11 protein-coding genes and 3 pseudogenes are annotated in these 16,507 nt (G+C 35.9%); 11 read left to right on the forward strand and 3 right to left on the reverse strand.

Annotation, left to right across the window (positions count from 1 at the left end; translation table 11 throughout):
* Positions 1–89: 89 nt before the first annotated feature.
* The 3 genes and pseudogenes from ACQH3L_RS02570 to ACQH3L_RS02580 form a co-directional block, all read left to right on the forward strand.
* Positions 90–1,070: pseudogene (locus tag ACQH3L_RS02570) on the forward strand (IS3 family transposase).
* Positions 1,071–1,243: 173 nt separating this feature from the next.
* Positions 1,244–2,575 carry a DNA recombination protein RmuC gene (gene rmuC, locus ACQH3L_RS02575; RefSeq protein WP_038199773.1) on the forward strand — a complete coding sequence of 444 codons (1,332 nt, stop codon included), beginning with the start codon at positions 1,244–1,246 and terminating at the stop codon, positions 2,573–2,575.
* Positions 2,576–2,659: 84 nt separating this feature from the next.
* Positions 2,660–2,854, forward strand: a pseudogene (locus ACQH3L_RS02580) (IS256 family transposase); the annotation flags it as partial.
* 753 nt (positions 2,855–3,607) lie between these two features.
* Here the strand turns inward: ACQH3L_RS02580 and ACQH3L_RS02585 are convergent.
* Positions 3,608–4,780, reverse strand: a complete 1,173-nt coding sequence (locus tag ACQH3L_RS02585) for an NADH-quinone oxidoreductase subunit D (RefSeq protein WP_010962676.1) — start codon at positions 4,778–4,780, stop codon at positions 3,608–3,610.
* A 275-nt stretch (positions 4,781–5,055) separates the two neighbouring features.
* On the opposite strand from ACQH3L_RS02585, the gene ACQH3L_RS02590 reads away from it, so the two are divergent.
* The 5 genes from ACQH3L_RS02590 to folD all read left to right on the forward strand — a co-directional run bounded on the left by ACQH3L_RS02590 (position 5,056) and on the right by folD (position 9,316).
* Complete coding sequence (locus ACQH3L_RS02590) at positions 5,056–6,234, forward strand: aspartate aminotransferase family protein (RefSeq protein WP_006280246.1); 1,179 nt, start codon at positions 5,056–5,058, stop codon at positions 6,232–6,234.
* Positions 6,235–6,322: 88 nt separating this feature from the next.
* Positions 6,323–7,606: an HlyC/CorC family transporter gene (locus ACQH3L_RS02595; RefSeq protein ID WP_010962674.1), complete on the forward strand. Its 1,284-nt coding sequence runs from the start codon at positions 6,323–6,325 to the stop codon at positions 7,604–7,606.
* Between the two features lie 13 nt (positions 7,607–7,619).
* Positions 7,620–7,886: a DUF2312 domain-containing protein gene (locus tag ACQH3L_RS02600; protein ID WP_010082293.1), complete on the forward strand. Its 267-nt coding sequence runs from the start codon at positions 7,620–7,622 to the stop codon at positions 7,884–7,886.
* Positions 7,879–8,454 carry a UbiX family flavin prenyltransferase gene (locus ACQH3L_RS02605; protein WP_425384949.1) on the forward strand — a complete coding sequence of 192 codons (576 nt, stop codon included), beginning with the start codon at positions 7,879–7,881 and terminating at the stop codon, positions 8,452–8,454. Before ACQH3L_RS02600 ends, ACQH3L_RS02605 begins: the two co-directional genes overlap by 8 nt.
* Positions 8,438–9,316: a bifunctional methylenetetrahydrofolate dehydrogenase/methenyltetrahydrofolate cyclohydrolase FolD gene (gene folD / locus ACQH3L_RS02610; protein ID WP_010082295.1), complete on the forward strand. Its 879-nt coding sequence runs from the start codon at positions 8,438–8,440 to the stop codon at positions 9,314–9,316. Before ACQH3L_RS02605 ends, folD begins: the two co-directional genes overlap by 17 nt.
* Positions 9,317–9,796: 480 nt before the next feature.
* Here the strand turns inward: folD and ACQH3L_RS02615 are convergent.
* A pseudogene (locus ACQH3L_RS02615) lies at positions 9,797–10,874 on the reverse strand (IS3 family transposase).
* A 270-nt stretch (positions 10,875–11,144) separates the two neighbouring features.
* On the opposite strand from ACQH3L_RS02615, the gene ACQH3L_RS02620 reads away from it, so the two are divergent.
* The 3 genes from ACQH3L_RS02620 (at position 11,145) to ACQH3L_RS02630 (ending at position 13,770) form a co-directional block, all read left to right on the forward strand.
* A complete protein-coding gene (locus ACQH3L_RS02620) occupies positions 11,145–11,486 on the forward strand; it encodes a hypothetical protein (RefSeq protein ID WP_010082297.1) in 342 nt (113 codons plus the stop codon).
* A 39-nt stretch (positions 11,487–11,525) separates the two neighbouring features.
* The gene (gene fsa, locus ACQH3L_RS02625; protein WP_007552982.1) at positions 11,526–12,167 is read left to right on the forward strand and encodes a fructose-6-phosphate aldolase; all 642 of its coding nucleotides are present in this window, start codon (positions 11,526–11,528) and stop codon (positions 12,165–12,167) included.
* 517 nt (positions 12,168–12,684) lie between these two features.
* A complete protein-coding gene (locus tag ACQH3L_RS02630) occupies positions 12,685–13,770 on the forward strand; it encodes an ankyrin repeat domain-containing protein (RefSeq protein WP_425384950.1) in 1,086 nt (361 codons plus the stop codon).
* A 9-nt stretch (positions 13,771–13,779) separates the two neighbouring features.
* Here ACQH3L_RS02630 and secA read toward each other — a convergent pair whose 3' ends face one another.
* On the reverse strand, positions 13,780–16,440 hold the full coding sequence (secA, locus tag ACQH3L_RS02635; RefSeq protein ID WP_425384951.1) for a preprotein translocase subunit SecA: 2,661 nt from the start codon (positions 16,438–16,440) through the stop codon (positions 13,780–13,782).
* Between the last annotated feature and the right edge of the window lie 67 nt (positions 16,441–16,507).

Genomic DNA, 16,507 nt, shown 5'->3' on the forward strand with positions numbered 1-16,507 from the left:
TATCTGTCATCCAAGTAGTGACCTTACCCAGAAAAAGTAGAGAGAAAGTTAAGACGTTTTTGGAGTAAAATAAAACGTTTTTTCAAAATATGACAAATAGAAGAGAATATACAGCAGAATTCAAATTAGAAGCTGTTAAGCTGGTTAAAGAAACAGGTCAAGCAAGTACAAAAATAGCAAAAGATCTAGGTATAGATGGTAGTATGTTAAGTAAGAAAATATGATGGAAAAATGTCTGTAGCATACGCATTTCCAGGCAAAGGCTCCTTATGACAAAGAAAGATTTGATCTAAAAAAAGAGCTAATAAGAGAAAGAGACATCTTAAAAAAAGCCCTGGGCAAAGAAAAAGAGTAAAGTATTCTTTTATATAGAAATTGCTATAAAACACAGGAACTATGTAGGGTTTTATACTGGTGGTATGGGTTGCTAAGGAAAAAAGCAGTAAAGAATTAGCAAAAGAAGGGCTTCTAGCAGATATTCAAAAAATACATCAAGCTTCTAAATGCAGATATGGAGCCCCTAAAATTCACGCTGAATTAAAAGCTTTAGGCAAAAATTAAAACAGTACAAAGTGTTATGCAAGAAAATGGCATTAAAGCCAAGTTTAGACGAAGGTTCAAAAATAAAAAACAGCAAATAAGCAACCGAGTTGTGGCTCCGAACACATTGGATCAAAATTTTACTACTGATCAGCCAAATAAAGTTTGGGATTACCTACATAAAAACTAAAGAAGGTTGTTGGCGGCAATAATTGACCTATATTCACGCATGGTGGTTAATGAGTAACATGATAATTAGTTATAGATTCTTTATTGATGGCCGTTGATAAACGCAAACCCGATAAAAATCTGCTGTTACATAGCGATCAAGGGTCACAGTATACCTCTCAAAATTACCAATTTCTATTGAATACAAAAAACATCATTTCCAGCATGAGCCATAAGGGCTGTTGTTACGATAACTCTGTTGCAGAAAAGTTCACTTAAAAGGGAGCTGCTTATTGATACTTCTCGCTCAACAAACCAGAACTGCCATATTTGAATACATAGAAATCTTTTATAACAAATAACGTAGACATTCTACTATTAACTATTGCATTCCTGCACAATTTATTCTCATGATAAAAACGTCTTAACTTTCTCTCTACTTTTTCTGGGTAAGGTCACCTCTTTAGGTGCTCCTTTTTTCTTTCTTATACACACAAAAATCATATAGAATTGTAAATACAGCTTTTTTATTCTGATGCTTTTCAATTCTATAGCTCTGGTTGTCTCTCTATTACTATTTTTCTACATTATCGTAAAAAAACTGAGCGAAAAGAAAGCAAACCTTGAGGGTAATTTATGTAAATTAGAGCAAGAACTTCAAGAAACAAAGCAAACTTTGCTTACGAAGAATGAAGAAATAGTTGATTTAAGGGTCAAAAAAGCAGAACTTGAAGTAACTCTGCAAAAAGAACGTGAGGAAAAGAAAAAGGAAATAGAATTACTAACAAAAGCAGAGGAGAGATTAACAAACACTTTTAAAGCGCTCTCTCTTGATGCTTTGCAGACAAATAACAATAATTTTCTGAACTTAGCAAAGGAAGTAATCGATAGTAAATTAAAAGAAACGGAAAGCGATTTCAAAAAAAGACAAGCAACGATCAACGAAGTTGTAACTCCAATAAAAGAAAAATTAGAAAAATTTGATAATGAAATACGCGAGCTGGAAAAAGAGAGGGTAGGGGCCTATGAAGGTTTAAAGGAGCAAATTGGAGCGCTGATGAACCAAACTTCCAGCCTTGCTAATGCCTTGAGAAAGCCTCACATCAGAGGAAAGTGGGGTGAAATGCAACTCAAAAGGGTGGTAGAAATGGCGGGAATGATTGAATATTGCGATTTTTTTACTCAGCCGTCAGTGGTTGATAAAAACGAGGATAATTTATTGCGTCCTGATTTAATAATCAAAATGCCATCTGGAAAGCAAATAATAATAGATGCTAAAGTGCCGCTTGATTCTTACATGGATGCTATATCACAAAATGATTTGCAAATACAAAAGGAGAAATTAAAGAATCATTCCCTGGCAATAAAAAAACACATAAATGATTTGGGTAAAAAAGAGTATTGGAATCAATTTGAAAATACGCCAGAACTTGTGGTGCTTTTCTTAACAGGGGAGGGGGTTTTTAGCGCAGCACTGGAATATGAGCCTGCTTTGATAGAGATTGGAGTGGAAAAAAAAGTGATCATTGCAACACCGATCACTCTAATTGCGTTGCTGAGAGCAATAGCGTATGGATGGAAGCAAGAGATGATAGCTGAAAACGCAAAGAAAATCAGTGAACTAGGTCATATTTTATATGAGCGCATTTGCACAATGGGTGAAAACTTTGATAATTTGCGCAGGAGCTTAAAAAGTGCTGTTGATCATTATAATAAAACTGCTGGCTCTCTTGAAGCAAGGGTGTTTCCTGCTGCTCGAGAATTCAATAAGCTTGGTATACATGCAAAAAATAAAAGTTTAAGTGCTGCAAAGGAATTAGAGTCTTTACCACGCAGTTTACATACTGAGGAGCTGAAAGTAGATTAGGCATCTTAACAGGGAATGTTCAAAAAAGTGTGTCAAACCAAAAAAAAAGTAATAAATTGATATAAAAAAAATGGAGGTTTGACAATGAGTCAGAAAGTAGTAAACAGAACTACCGGTTTGGTAGATTACAAAGAACTGGAAGCAAATATACTGTCATCAATAAGGGAAGGCAGACCATTAACAGGAAGGGATGGAGCATTTACACCATTTATAAAAAAGCTGCTGGAGGCAAGTTTGGAAGGTGAAATAGAAAATCACTTATTAGCTAAAAGTGAAGAGAGGGTTTGGTTGGAAGAAGTGGAGTAGCGAATGGATATACAAAACGCTGGGTCTATATTCAGGCTATAGAATAAGGTATTACAAACCGAAAGCATCACCAGCACAATATGTTATAAACTTTGGTAAAGAATCTGCTAGGAAAGCGTAGTGCGGATGCTGCGTTTGACGAGGCGGTAGCTGGAAACGTTAACATGGGAATTTGGATTGAGGCCTATTGTGAAAACAATGGATCAGCCACCAAACCCTAAAGTAGGCGCGCCAGTTCTTGACCCTACATATTTTTTTGAAGGTTAAATCCAGCTTAGGGTCGAGAAACTTAGATAAAGCCATAGCCAAAGTGTTTAAAAATATTAATAATTATACACACAATTATTCAACCATATTTTTGAAGATAGCTATGCCGCCGCGGTATCTCTTAGCCGCTAACAAGTAGCGGGATGACGATTGTTGGTAAATCTAAGTCAGTTTAGCTATAGGCAGCAATTTTCTGTATTTATTTTAAATTGAAGGAAGCTCAAATGAAAGATCATGTTTTGCTAAAAATCACAGAATGCAGTCTAACAGTGAACGGTTACGCTTTTGATCAAAAATGTTGTATAGTACACAATCAATTTTTCTGGATCCAAGTAGTCAAGGCACTGCCTTTGTGTTTGAGGCAAAATCGGCTATAACACTTAACATATGCAAACAAATGTTCGTACAGTTATGTGTCAGCTACTTGCATGACGCCATTGCCTGAACGGGTACCAATGATTACCTATCAATCTCACCAAAAACTATATCGAGTGAGCCAATAATTGCTGCAACGTCAGCAAGCATGTGTCCTTTTGCCATAAAGTCTAAGGCTTGTAAATGCGCAAAGCCAGGTGCTCTTATTCGGCACCTATAAGGTCTATTGGTACCATCTGAAACTATATACACTCCAAACTCACCTTTTGGTGCCTCAACAACTGCGTAAGCCTCACCTTCTGGTACGTGATATCCTTCTGAATAGAGCTTAAAATGGTGAATCAGAGCTTCCATAGATTTTTTCATCTCTGCTCTTGACGGTGGAGAAATTTTTCTATCTTCAGTTTTTATTTGCCCTTCAGGCATTTTCTCTATGCACTGCTTCACCAAACTGATAGATTGCCTAATCTCTGCCATTCTAACTAGATAACGGTCATAACAGTCGCCATTTTGGCCGATCGGTATATCAAAATCTAGTTGATCATATATCTCATATGGCTGGCTTTTTCGCAAATCCCAAGCAAGCCCAGCAGCGCGCAACATTGGGCCACTAAAGCCCCAATCAAGTGCCTGTTTAATTGATATTTCACTAATTCCTACAGTGCGTTGCTTCCATATCCTATTTTCTGTTAAAAGTTCATCAACATCGTCTATATATTTTGGAAATTGCTCTATAAACTTTGCAATATCCTCAATCAAATCTTCTGGAACATCTGCTGCAATTCCACCTGGCCTGATGTAAGCTGCGTGAAACCTTGCACCTGAAGCTCTTTCGTAAAATTCCAGTATTTTTTCTCTTTCTTCAAAGAGCCATAAAAGAGGGGTCATTGCTCCAACATCAAGTGCTTGAGAAGAAACGTTTAGTAAATGATTTAGTATTCTCGTCAGTTCACAAAACAAGACACGTAAATACTTTGCCCTAATTGGCACTTCACATTGCAACAATTTCTCCACACAAAGTGAATATGCATGCTCTTGTGACATTGGTGATACGTAATCAAGGCGATCAAAATAAGGCAAAGCTTGAAGATACGTTTTATGTTCTATTAATTTTTCAGTACCGCGGTGCAAAAGCCCAATATGGGGATCTGCCCTCTCGATCACTTCACCATCCATCTCTAAAACAAGACGCAACACTCCATGTGCAGCTGGGTGCTGAGGTCCAAAATTTAACATCATTGTCTTTAGATCGGGCATGTCCAGTAGTTTAAGATATTAAAATTGTATAGGCTAAAGTGCGCTCAAAGTCAATAAACTTCTTGCATAGGCTACAACTATCATTCAATAGAAACAAAAACTTTTACAATGGCTAATAAGTGTTGGTAAAACCAAGTCACTTTAGCTATAGAATGACAAAAAAGGTTTGCATTAGCCAAATTTTTAGTTGAAGTAGCATAAGAGGTTAAAGGAAAAGCTTTGTGTTAATGGATTCATTTCAGGTATAGTATAGATAATACCACAATACTTATAAAATGGATCATGTTGTTAATGCGTATAATAGACTTGACACTCCTATAGTCAGGGGAGAAGGGGCATATCTTTTTGATAAAGATGGTAAAAAATATTTAGATTTTGCTGCAGGTATTTCTACAACTTCTTTAGGGCATTGTCATCCATACATTACAGATAAGCTGAAAGAGCAATCGAGCTCATTATGGCACTGCTCTAACATTTTCACTATTCCCGAGCAAGAAAGGCTTGCCGAGCGTTTAACAACCCTTACTTTTGCAGATAAAGTTTTTTTCTGCTCAAGTGGGCTTGAAGCAACAGAAGCTGCAATTAAGTTTATTCGTCGTTACTTTTATTCAAAAGGGCAAGCAAAACGTAATCGTATTATTACAATTGAAGGAGGCTTTCATGGCCGCAGTATTGCTGCAATTTCTGCTGGAGGCAATGAAAAATCACGCGAAGGTTTTGCTCCGCTCCTTTCTGGTTTTGATAAAGTGCCAAGAAATGACATTAAAGCATTAGAAGAAAAAATCAACAATGAAATAGCTGCTGTATTTTTAGAGCCCATACAAAGCGAAGGTGGAGTATATCCACTAGACGTAGAATATCTTCAAAAAGTAAGGGAAATAACAAAAGCTCAAGGAATAATTTTGTGCTTTGATGAAGTGCAGTGCGGATATGGACGCATCGGTTCTTTATTTCATTATCAAAATGTCGGCATTGAACCTGATATGCTAACCTGTGCGAAGGCTATGGGTAACGGTTTTCCTGTAGCTGCATGTTTAGTGAAAGATTATATAGCAGAAGCAATTACTCCAGGAACTCATGGATCAACCTATGGTGGCAATCCACTTGCCATGACTGTTGGTAATGCAGTGCTCGATATAATGCTAAAAGAAGGCTTTTTTGATCATGTTAAAAGAATTAGTAAATATTTAAAAGAAAAGCTGTTGCTTTTAGCTAAAGAATTTCCTGAGATGATTTTAGAAGTTCGTGGAGAAGGGTTACTAATGGGAATAGAACTAGCAACTCTTGTAGCTGATAAAATTATTAGTCGATCTCTTGATAAAGGTTTAATAATAACTAGGGTTTTAAACAACAAAGTAGTAAGGGTAACCCCACCACTTATCATTGAGGATGAGCATGTGAACGCAGCGTGTAATATGCTTTATGATTTGTTTTTTAAGATTAAAGGTATATAAAATTCGGCAATATAAATTCAGGCTTGCAAATGCCTCTCATAACATGTAAAATTAATTTTATTTTTTATCACAATAACATCGTACTTTAATGGATTGGTTATTGGTCTTAGTATCATCAGCAATTTTTGTTTTGTTAGTTTTATCGTTTTTGTTCTCAGGAGCAGAAATAGGCTTAACCTCAATTAGCCGTTCTCGAGTTAATAAGCTAAAGCTAGACGGTAACAAAAAAGCCAGGGTAATAGATCGCTTATTAAATAGGAAAGAATTGACAATAGGAACGGTATTGCTCGGCAATACAATTATTAATATTACTTGCTCTGCTTTATTTACAGCAATATTTATCAATCTTTTTGGAAATGAGGGCATTCTCCTATCAACAATTATAATGACATTTTGTATTTTATTGTTCTGCGAAGTTCTACCAAAAACTTATGCTATTCAAAATCCTGAAAAATTTGCATCATTTTCTGCTTATTTTGTATTGTTTTTTGTAAAGATTTTTTCTCCATTGACACTAGGTATTCAATTTATTGTTAACCTCATCCTAAAATTATGTGGGCTGCATAAAGATAAGGAAGTGATATCTGCAGCGGATGCAATGCGTAATATGATTACTCTTCACCGCAGTGAAGGAACTATGTTGCAACAGGATTTAGATATGCTAAGCAGCATACTTGATTTGGCTGAGACAGAGATATCACAAATTATGACCCATAGAAGAAACCTATTTTCTCTTGATATAGATCGGAATAAAGAAGAGTTAATAAGAGAGATTTTAACCAGCAGTCACAGTAGAGTACCTTTATGGCAGAAGGAACCAGATAACATTGTAGGTGTAATTCACGTGAAAGCTCTAATAAATGCTTTGCGTGAAAAGAATAATAAAGCGGAAGAAGTTGACATTACCCAAGTTATGTCAAGGCCTTGGTTCATACCAGAAAGTACACCGCTCAGCGTGCAACTTCACAACTTCCGTAAGAACAGGAAACACCTTGCATTTGTTATTGATGAGTATGGAGCACTGCAGGGAATTGTAACTCTTGAGGATATACTGGAAGAAATAGTTGGAGAAATTTCGGATGAACATGATTTGATTACGGAGAATTTTATAAAGAAAATATCTGATAATATGTATCACATAGAAGGAAAATCTACTATTAGGGACATTAACAGGCAGTTATACTGGAATCTCCCTGATGAAGAAGCTACAACTCTAGCAGGTATGATTGTGAATGAAATAGAGCGCATTCCTGACGAAGGCGAGGAGTTTTCCATGTATGGTTTTCGCTTTAAGATTTTAAAAAAAGATAAAAATATTATTACTGTTGTTGAAGTGCAAGTAAAAATTGGTAATATTAGTGGCAGCAATTAATTAGTGGAGTTTCATGGAAGATACAGTAAAAATAACGGCTGAAGAGTTGAAGGGTTACATAGAGAGAATCGAAAAACTTGAACAAGAAAAGAGGGATGTGCAAGATCACATTCGTGATGTATATGCAAAAGCCGCAGATGAAGGTTGGGATATAAAAGTGATGAAACAAATTATTAGGCTGAGGAAGATGGATGATGATGACAGAGAGGAACAAGAAATATTGCTTGATACCTATAAACGTGCATTGGGAATGAGCTACGAAGAAGAGTTAAGTGAATAGCAGAATTGTAATTGGAATAAGTGGAGCATCTGGTTCTATTTACGGTGTGCGTATTTTAGAAGCGTTGAAAGACGTCGATTATGAAACTCATTTAGTGATAAGTCGTGCTGGGAAAGTAACTTTAGCTCACGAGATTAAAGAAAAACTTGAAGATATTACATCACTTGCAGATTTTTACTATTCTGAAGAAAAGATTGGAGAAAAAATAGCAAGCGGCTCATTTAAAACCTCAGGGATGATTGTAGCACCATGCTCTATGAAGACAATGTCTGAAATCGCATCAGGTGTTACTTCCAATCTATTGACAAGGGCTGCAGATGTAACGCTAAAAGAAAGAAGAAAGTTAGTTCTTATGGTGCGAGAGTCACCACTGCATCTTGGGCATTTACAAAATATGTTAAAATTAACGGAGATGGGAGCAATTATTGCTCCACCAGTGCCTGCTTTTTATATTAAACCGAAATCGTTGGATGATATTATTAATCATTCTGTTGGCAAAGTATTGGATTTATTTGGTATCAAATTACCCGACTTTAAGGAGTGGCAAGGAAGTGACAATTATTATTGATGGTAAAAAAATAGCAAACGACCTATGTGAGAGGCTATCACAAAAAATTGATATTTTAAAGAGAGAGTATAACATTTTTCCTTGCCTGAAAGTAATTCTCATAGGTAGCAATCCAGCAAGTCAGGTTTATGTTCGCAACAAACAGAAAAAAGCAGAATCAATAGGCATAAGTTCTGAGACCATTGTTTTGCCTAATAATATTTTAGAAGATGAATTAATTGAAAAAATCAATGAATTAAATGAAGATCCATCTGTGCATGGCATTTTAGTGCAATTGCCTTTACCAAATCATATTAGTGCAAGCAGAGTAATTAACACAGTAAGTGTTGAAAAAGATGTAGATGGCTTTCATGATGAAAACGTTGGCAAATTAGTTAAAGGTGAAAAAAACTGCCTTATACCTTGCACTCCTAAAGGTTCTTTGCATTTAATTAAGTCAATTGAAGAGAACCTTTCCGGTAAAAACGCAGTGGTAATTGGTAGGTCAAATATCGTGGGCAAGCCAATGTTTTACCTGCTATTGCAAGAAAACTGCACTGTCACCATCTTGCATTCACAAAGCAAGGATTTAGCTGAATATTGCTCTAAAGCGGATATAGTAGTTGCAGCAGTCGGAAAGCCAAATTTTGTTCAAGCAGACTGGATAAAGAAAGGTGCAATAGTGATCGATGTTGGCATAAATAGCGTTAACGTAGGAAAGCTTGTAGGTGATGTTGACTTTGAAGGAATAAAAGGGAAAGCCAAAGCTATGACCCCAGTACCCGGGGGCGTTGGCCCAATGACCATTGCATTTCTAATGATGAACACTGTTATTGCTGCTTGCTTGCAAAAGGGAGTTGATGCTTCTGATTTCATTAGTTGAGGTATGAAGAGGAAAGCTATATGAAGATAGAATGTACCATATCACAATTAATAAAAAATTGAGATTTTTGAAATTCCTCAGTAGTCAAATTTATTAAATATTTAGGATCATCATCTATTCTTTTTTCTCTACAAGTATAGCTAAAGTGGCTTAGGTTTACCTACAATTTGAAAAACAACAAATTCGTCATTCCGCTACTCGTTAGCGGAATCTATGCTGAGATACCGCGGCGGTATGACGTAGGGAAACCTTTCTTGGGTTAGCTATAGTTAGTGGAATTGCAAAGTTTCTAGGCATAAAAAGCTTTGAACCTAATATATGAGCCAAACTTGATTTTCCAACCGTAGATACACCTGTAATAAAAATAATAGTCTTCATTTTGTGAATTTACTTGCTATATGAACTATCGGAGAAATTTTTTTATAGTTTATAGTATCTGACCTTACCCAGAAAAAGTGGAGAGAAAGTTTGGAATGTTTTTCACAAAGAGAATGATGAATCAAAATGCTCAGGAATGCAATAGTTAATAGTGACGTTGTTTGTTATAAAAAATTTCTATATATTCAAATATAGCAGTTTTGATATGCTGTTTAGAGTGCCGAGAGGTGTCTATTGGTAACTCCCTTTTTAGAGAACTGAAGAAGCTTTCCACAACAGAATTGTCGTAACAACAACCTTTATAACTCATCTATGTTTTTTATGGATAAGAGATATTGATAACCTTGCGAAGTATATTGTGAACCTTGATCACTATGTAATAGTAGATTTTTGGCAGGTTTACGCTTGTTAACGGCCATTAATAAAGAGTCCATAACCAATTGTTTATTTATTGAACTGCTCATTAACTACCATGCGTGAATATAGATCGATTATTGTTGCCAAATATAGCCATCCTTCTTTGGTTTTTATATAAGTAATCCCATACTTTATTTGGTTGATCGACAATAAAGTTTTGGTCTAATATATTGGGAGCTACTGTCCGTTTGTTGTTTCTTAATTTTAAATTTTCTTCTCAATATAGCCTGAATACCATTTTTCTGCATAATACTTTGCACTGTTTTTAAGTTGCAACTTTTACCCAAAGCCTTCAATTCAGCATGAATTTTAGGAGCTCCATATCTACATTTAGAAACTTGATATATTTTTTGAATAGCTGCGAGTAGCTCTTTATTTGCTGATTCTCTACTGCTTATTTTTCTTGTGGTCCACTTATAGTAGCCACTAGCAGAAAATCCTACATAATTCCTGTACTTTATAGCAGTTACTATATAAAAAAATATTTTACTCTTTTTGACTGGCCAGGGCTTTTTTTTAAATGTCTCTTTCCCTTGTTACTCTTGCTTTGTAAATCAAACCTCTCTTTGTCATAAGGTGCTACATCTGGAAATGCATTTGCCGCCGACTTTTTTTCGTTGTGTTTCTTTACCCATTTTCCTAATAAACCACCCTTTATTCCTAAATCTCTTGCTATTTTTGTAATTGTTTGACCTGCCTTTCTTTGTTCATTTGCCAGTTTAACAGCTTCCAATTTGAATTCTGCTGTATATTCTCTTACCATTTCTAATCCTCCAAAATTTTATTTTACCCAAAAGAACTCTTTTCTTTCTCTCCACTTTTTCTGGGTAAGGTCAATATACCAGTGCCGAAAATAGTTGACAAAGATTGTGTATACTTATTACAATTGTTTGGGTACCAGAAGTTTTTACGGCAACAAAGTATGCACTAACTATAAGTAAGGAAGACTTTAAGCAGGCAATAAAAAAAATGAAGTAACGTTTAAAAGAGATTGAAGGAGAGAAGAAAAAGGTAAAAGGGAATACGGCAGAAAATGAATCTTATTACAAATAGCATAAAGGGCTTTTATTCTAGTGTTAAATCGGACCTAGATTGGCAAGCCAAACGTAGTCTTATTAGAACATTAGTAAAAGAAGTCAACATTGATCTTGATAAAGTAGATGTAGTATTTAAGATCAAAGAACTTGAAAACCCCGCCCAGAATGGACAAAATCAAAAGATGGTACATTGTCTAAGGGGTCTGGGCACTGGGATGACATCTTTTTTCTTGGTACAAATTACTCTTATGTCTCAATATTTGTACAGTTGTGTTATCGGCTGTTTGATGTTTACAACGCAGAAAGTTCATAAGGTTGTAAGTCAAGCGGTAGGATGACAAGATTTTGCAAGGGTATTTTTTTTATAGGAGATTAATATGGAAATTTTTCTTGATAGCGTTGATTTAAATGAAATTAAAGGACTAAAGGAGTTCATTGACGGCATAACAACTAATCCTTCTTTAATAGCAAAGTCCGGGCGTAAAGATAAATACGAGGATTTAGTGCGTGAAATATGCTCTATTATAAAAGGGCCTGTTAGTGTTGAAGTTGTTGCAGATAGCCATGAAGAGATGATCACAGAAGGTCTGAATTTAGCAAAAATTGCTGATAATGTTGTGATCAAATTACCTCTTACACATGAAGGATTAATTTCTTGTAAAAAGTTATGGACAGAGCATAAAATACCTGTTAACATCACATTATGTTTTTCTCCTGGACAAGCACTGCTTGCCGCTAAGGTCGGTGCTTGTTTTATTTCCCCCTTTGTTGGTCGCCTTGATGATATAAGCTATGATGGCTTATCGCTAATAGAAGATATATGTACTATATATTCTAATTACGGTTTTGATACTAAAGTTCTTGTTGCATCAGTGAGAAGCCCAGCGCATGTAATAGAAGCTGCAAGGCTTGGTGCTGATTCAATTACTGTGCCAGCAAAAGTACTTAGACAATTAATTAATCACCCACTTACTGACCAAGGGCTAGCAATATTTGAAAAAGACTGGGGTGTAAAATAATAGACGGTTACAAATGAACATAAAAATTGGCGTATCCGTTCAGGCAATGGCGTCAACTTAAGAGCCTTCATTAGCAAACTCTCCTAAAGACATGATGGCGTTTGCTACCTTATTGCGGCTGCCCTGGTCGAATTTTAACTTTATAGCTAACCCAAGAAAGGTTTCCCTACATCATACCGCCGCGGCGCTAACGAGTAGCGGAATGACGAATTTGTTGTTTTTCAAATTGTAGGTAAACCTAAAGCTATAGAAAAAAAGAAGAACCAGTTTCTTAGTTCTTCATTGACATAATCCACTTCATATGCCTTAATAAAGTTTTATAGCTTGGTAGGAAATAGTGGGATCAGAATTTGAAGAAATGCTAAAGTAAATATTACAAGAAATTAATGATCAAGGCTTCAATAAAGATAATATAATTGATAAAATTAAGGATAAGCTGCAGGAAAAGGACCCACGCGTATACAACGGGTGGAAAGATAACAAGTTTGATATAGATCACCTGTTTTTACCAGGTATCATGTTGCGTATGATAGCTAAAGATACAAAATTAACAGGGTTCTTTATAGAATATGAAAGGACTCTTTTATATGTTGCTGCTGAACATGGGCACATACAAATAGTAGAAAATCTATTAGACAATGGAGCGAAAACCGGTATAAAAAATGGATATTGCAAAGAAGCTCCTTTACATGTTGCTGCTAAACATGGACACATACGAATAGTAGAAATTTTGTCAAAAAAAGAAGCAGATATCGATCTGAAAAATAGGTATGGGGAAACTCCTCTACATTATGCAGCTAAGTATGGACATACACAGGTATTAGAAAATCTATTGGGAAGAAGCACTAATGTTAATGTGCAAAGTGAAGTTGGAAGAACTCCTTTACATGATGCTGCTAATAATGGTCATATAGAGGTAGTAAAACATCTTATAAAAAAAGGGGCAGATGTTAATGTGCAAAGTAAAGTTGGAAGAACTCCTTTACATAATGCTGCTAATAATGGTTATATAGAGGTAGTAAAACATCTTATAAAAAAAGAGGCAGATGTTAATGTAGTGGACCAATATGGAAGAAGTCCTTTACATGATGCTGCTAAGCATGGGCGTATAGAGGTAGTAAAACATCTTATAGAAAAAGAGGCAGATGTTAATGTGCAAAGTAAAGTTGGAAGAACTCCTTTACATAATGCTGCTAAGCATGGACACACACAAGTAGTAGAAGTTTTACTAAAAAAAGGAGCAGATGTTAATATACAAGATCGAGGAGGAAGAACTCCTTTACACTACGCTGTTCAGCGTGGATACCCAAAGCTAGCAAAACTTCTACTAAATGATGGCGCAGATCCATCATTTATTCATAGATCTAAAGCTATAACAGCAGGAGTTGCTGTGGGTATATTAGCTGCCATTGTTACTCCATTAGCACTCGTTTACGCTACTGCATTACCTGCACTAGCAATAATTGGAATTACTGTAGCATCTGCACTGATAGTTGGTGGAATTTCCTATGGGGCTGCGTATAAGTCATCAGAGCACTCATTAAACAGTAAGCTAAGTGAGGTTAGATGCAGTAATGTTGATGGAAATAAACAAACTGTATAACCATAATTATTAGCTCACCGCAGTAACCGCACCATGGCAGTGTTTGTATTTCTTTCCGGAGTTGCAAGGACATTTGTCGTTTCTTGAGACTTTGGGAAGTCTGCTATTTCTAGCAGAATGTAACCTATTGCCTATCTCTTGGTTGTCTGCCAACTTAAAGTGTGCTAAGCGGTGAATGGTGAGTTCCTTCCATTTTTCAAGCATTGACTCAAACATCAAGAAAGCTTCGCGTTTAAATTCATTCAGTGGATCTTTCTGCCCCATAGCACGTAAGCTTATGCTTTGTCTTAGGCTCTCTAGAACTGAAAGGTGTTCCCTCCATAAATGATCAAGTGTCATTATCATCATTTGCTTCACGATCGTATTCCACAAATCTGTAGTGTGCTGACTGTTGAAATATTTTTCTTTCTCAGTAAAAAATTCTTGTATCTTATCATTTATATAATTCAAAGCTTCTTGTTTATTCAAAAACTTTGCCAAGTCTTCTTTATCAAGCGTTATTCCATACCTTGTATGGAATTCTTTGACTATATTTTCAATATAATCCTCATAATAGCCACTTTGGATTATACCTTCTACTACGCTCTCATTTACTTCGCTATATACTTCAAGTAAATCATTAATTTCGTTGCCTAAGATATTGTTTCTCTGTTTAAAAATAACTTTACGTTGGTTATTGATTACGTCATCAAACTTAAGTAGAGATTTCCGCACGTCATAGTTTCTAGCTTCAACTTTCTTTTGCGCTTTCTCGAGTGCCTTATTGATCCATGGATGATGAATAGCTTCGTTATTCTTTAACCCTACTTTTTGTAAAAAGCTTCTCATTCTATCAGAGCCAAATATTCTCATTAGGTCATCTTCGAGCGATAAAAAGAACTTAGAAAGTCCAGGATCCCCCTGACGACCAGAACGGCCGCGTAATTGATCATCTATTCTCCTGCTTTCATGTCTTTCGGTTCCAACCACACATAAACCACCAGCTTTTATAGCAATTTCCTTATCTTTTTTTACTCTTTCAACTATTTCTTGGTATTTTTTTTCTCTTTCATCAGCATTTTTTATCTTCTTTAGCTCTACCTTTGCGATCATTTCAGCATTTCCACCGAGTTGAATATCAGTTCCACGCCCTGCCATGTTAGTTGCTATAGTGATACTACCTGGCACCCCAGCTTGCGCTATTATGTACGCCTCTTGTTCATGATAACGAGCATTCAATACTGAATGCTTAAGAGAATGGCTTTGCAAAAGCGCAGAAAGCTTCTCAGAGTTTTCGATGCTCACCGTGCCAACAAGGACCGGTTGAAGGCGTTTGTAGCATTCTTCTATAAACTTCAACACAGCATTAAATTTTTCCTTTTCTGTACCGTAAATTTCATCATCAATATCAACTCTTTTTACAGGTACATTGGTTGGAATTTTTACTACATTTAATCTGTATATATCACGAAACTCTTCTGCCTCTGTTGCTGCTGTTCCCGTCATTCCGGAAAGTTTATTGTACATACGAAAGTAATTCTGAAATGTGACCGATGCTAAAGTTTGGTTTTCATGCTGAATTTCAAGATTCTCCTTCGCTTCAAGTGCCTGATGAAGACCATCGGAATATCTCCTGCCCTCCATCATACGCCCAGTAAATTCATCAATAATCACTACCTTGCCATCCTTTACTATATAATCTTTATCAGCAGTAAACAGCTTATATGCACGTAATGCTTGGTCTATATAATGAGTCATTATCATGCTGTCAGTATCATAGAGCGAGGAATTTTCAGGAATGAGATTGTATGACCTTAGTAGTTCCTCCACTCGTGAAATACCATCTTCAGTCAAGAATACCGTTCTACCTTTTTCATCTACTTCATAATCGGAGTCAACTAATTTGGTTACTATTTTATTGATATGCTTATATATCTGATTGTTTTCCTCAACCGGGCCAGAAATAATAAGCGGAGTGCGAGCTTCATCAATGAGTATTGAGTCCACTTCATCAACTATTCCGTAGTGAAAGCCTCTCTGAACCATGTCTTCTTGAGAAAATTTCATATTGTCTCGCAGGTAATCAAAGGCAAGCTCGTTATTTGTGGAATACACGATATCTGCACTGTAAGCCTCTTTCCTCTCTTCGTCTGTCAAGTTATTCGTAATAAACGCAACAGAAACCCCAAGAGAATTATATAATTTGCTCATCCACTCTGTGTCTCGTTTTGCAAGGTAGTCATTAACAGTTACGACGTGTACGCCTTTCCCTTCTAAGGAATTTAGATATGCTGCTAAAGTTGCAACGAGTGTCTTTCCCTCTCCTGTTTTCATTTCTGATATCATACCATTGTGGAGCACCATTCCACCAATCAGTTGAACATCAAAGTGCCTCATGTTAAGAAACCTTCGAGAGGCTTCACGCACAACTGCAAATGCAGGTACGAGAAGATCATTTAACGTTTTCCCATTTTTCAATTCTTGTTTGAATTCTTCAGTTTTACCAGCAAGCTCCTCATCAGATAAACTCTGCATTTCTGTTTCTAATGCATTTATTTGCTGAACAATTTTCCTAAAGGATTTTATTATCTTCTTATTTGTTGACCCAAATATCTTTCTTATAAAAAAGAATGACAACGTAAAAATGAAAAATATAAGAATGGCTGTCAAAATTAGCGGAGAATCTAGCATAAACTTAAGTAAAGTCTTATTTAATATGAGATTATATTACTAAATGCAGCCTACAGCAATTACATAT

Origin of the sequence: Wolbachia endosymbiont (group A) of Sturmia bella, from assembly GCF_964030905.1 — a bacterium.
Classification (GTDB): domain Bacteria; phylum Pseudomonadota; class Alphaproteobacteria; order Rickettsiales; family Anaplasmataceae; genus Wolbachia; species Wolbachia pipientis.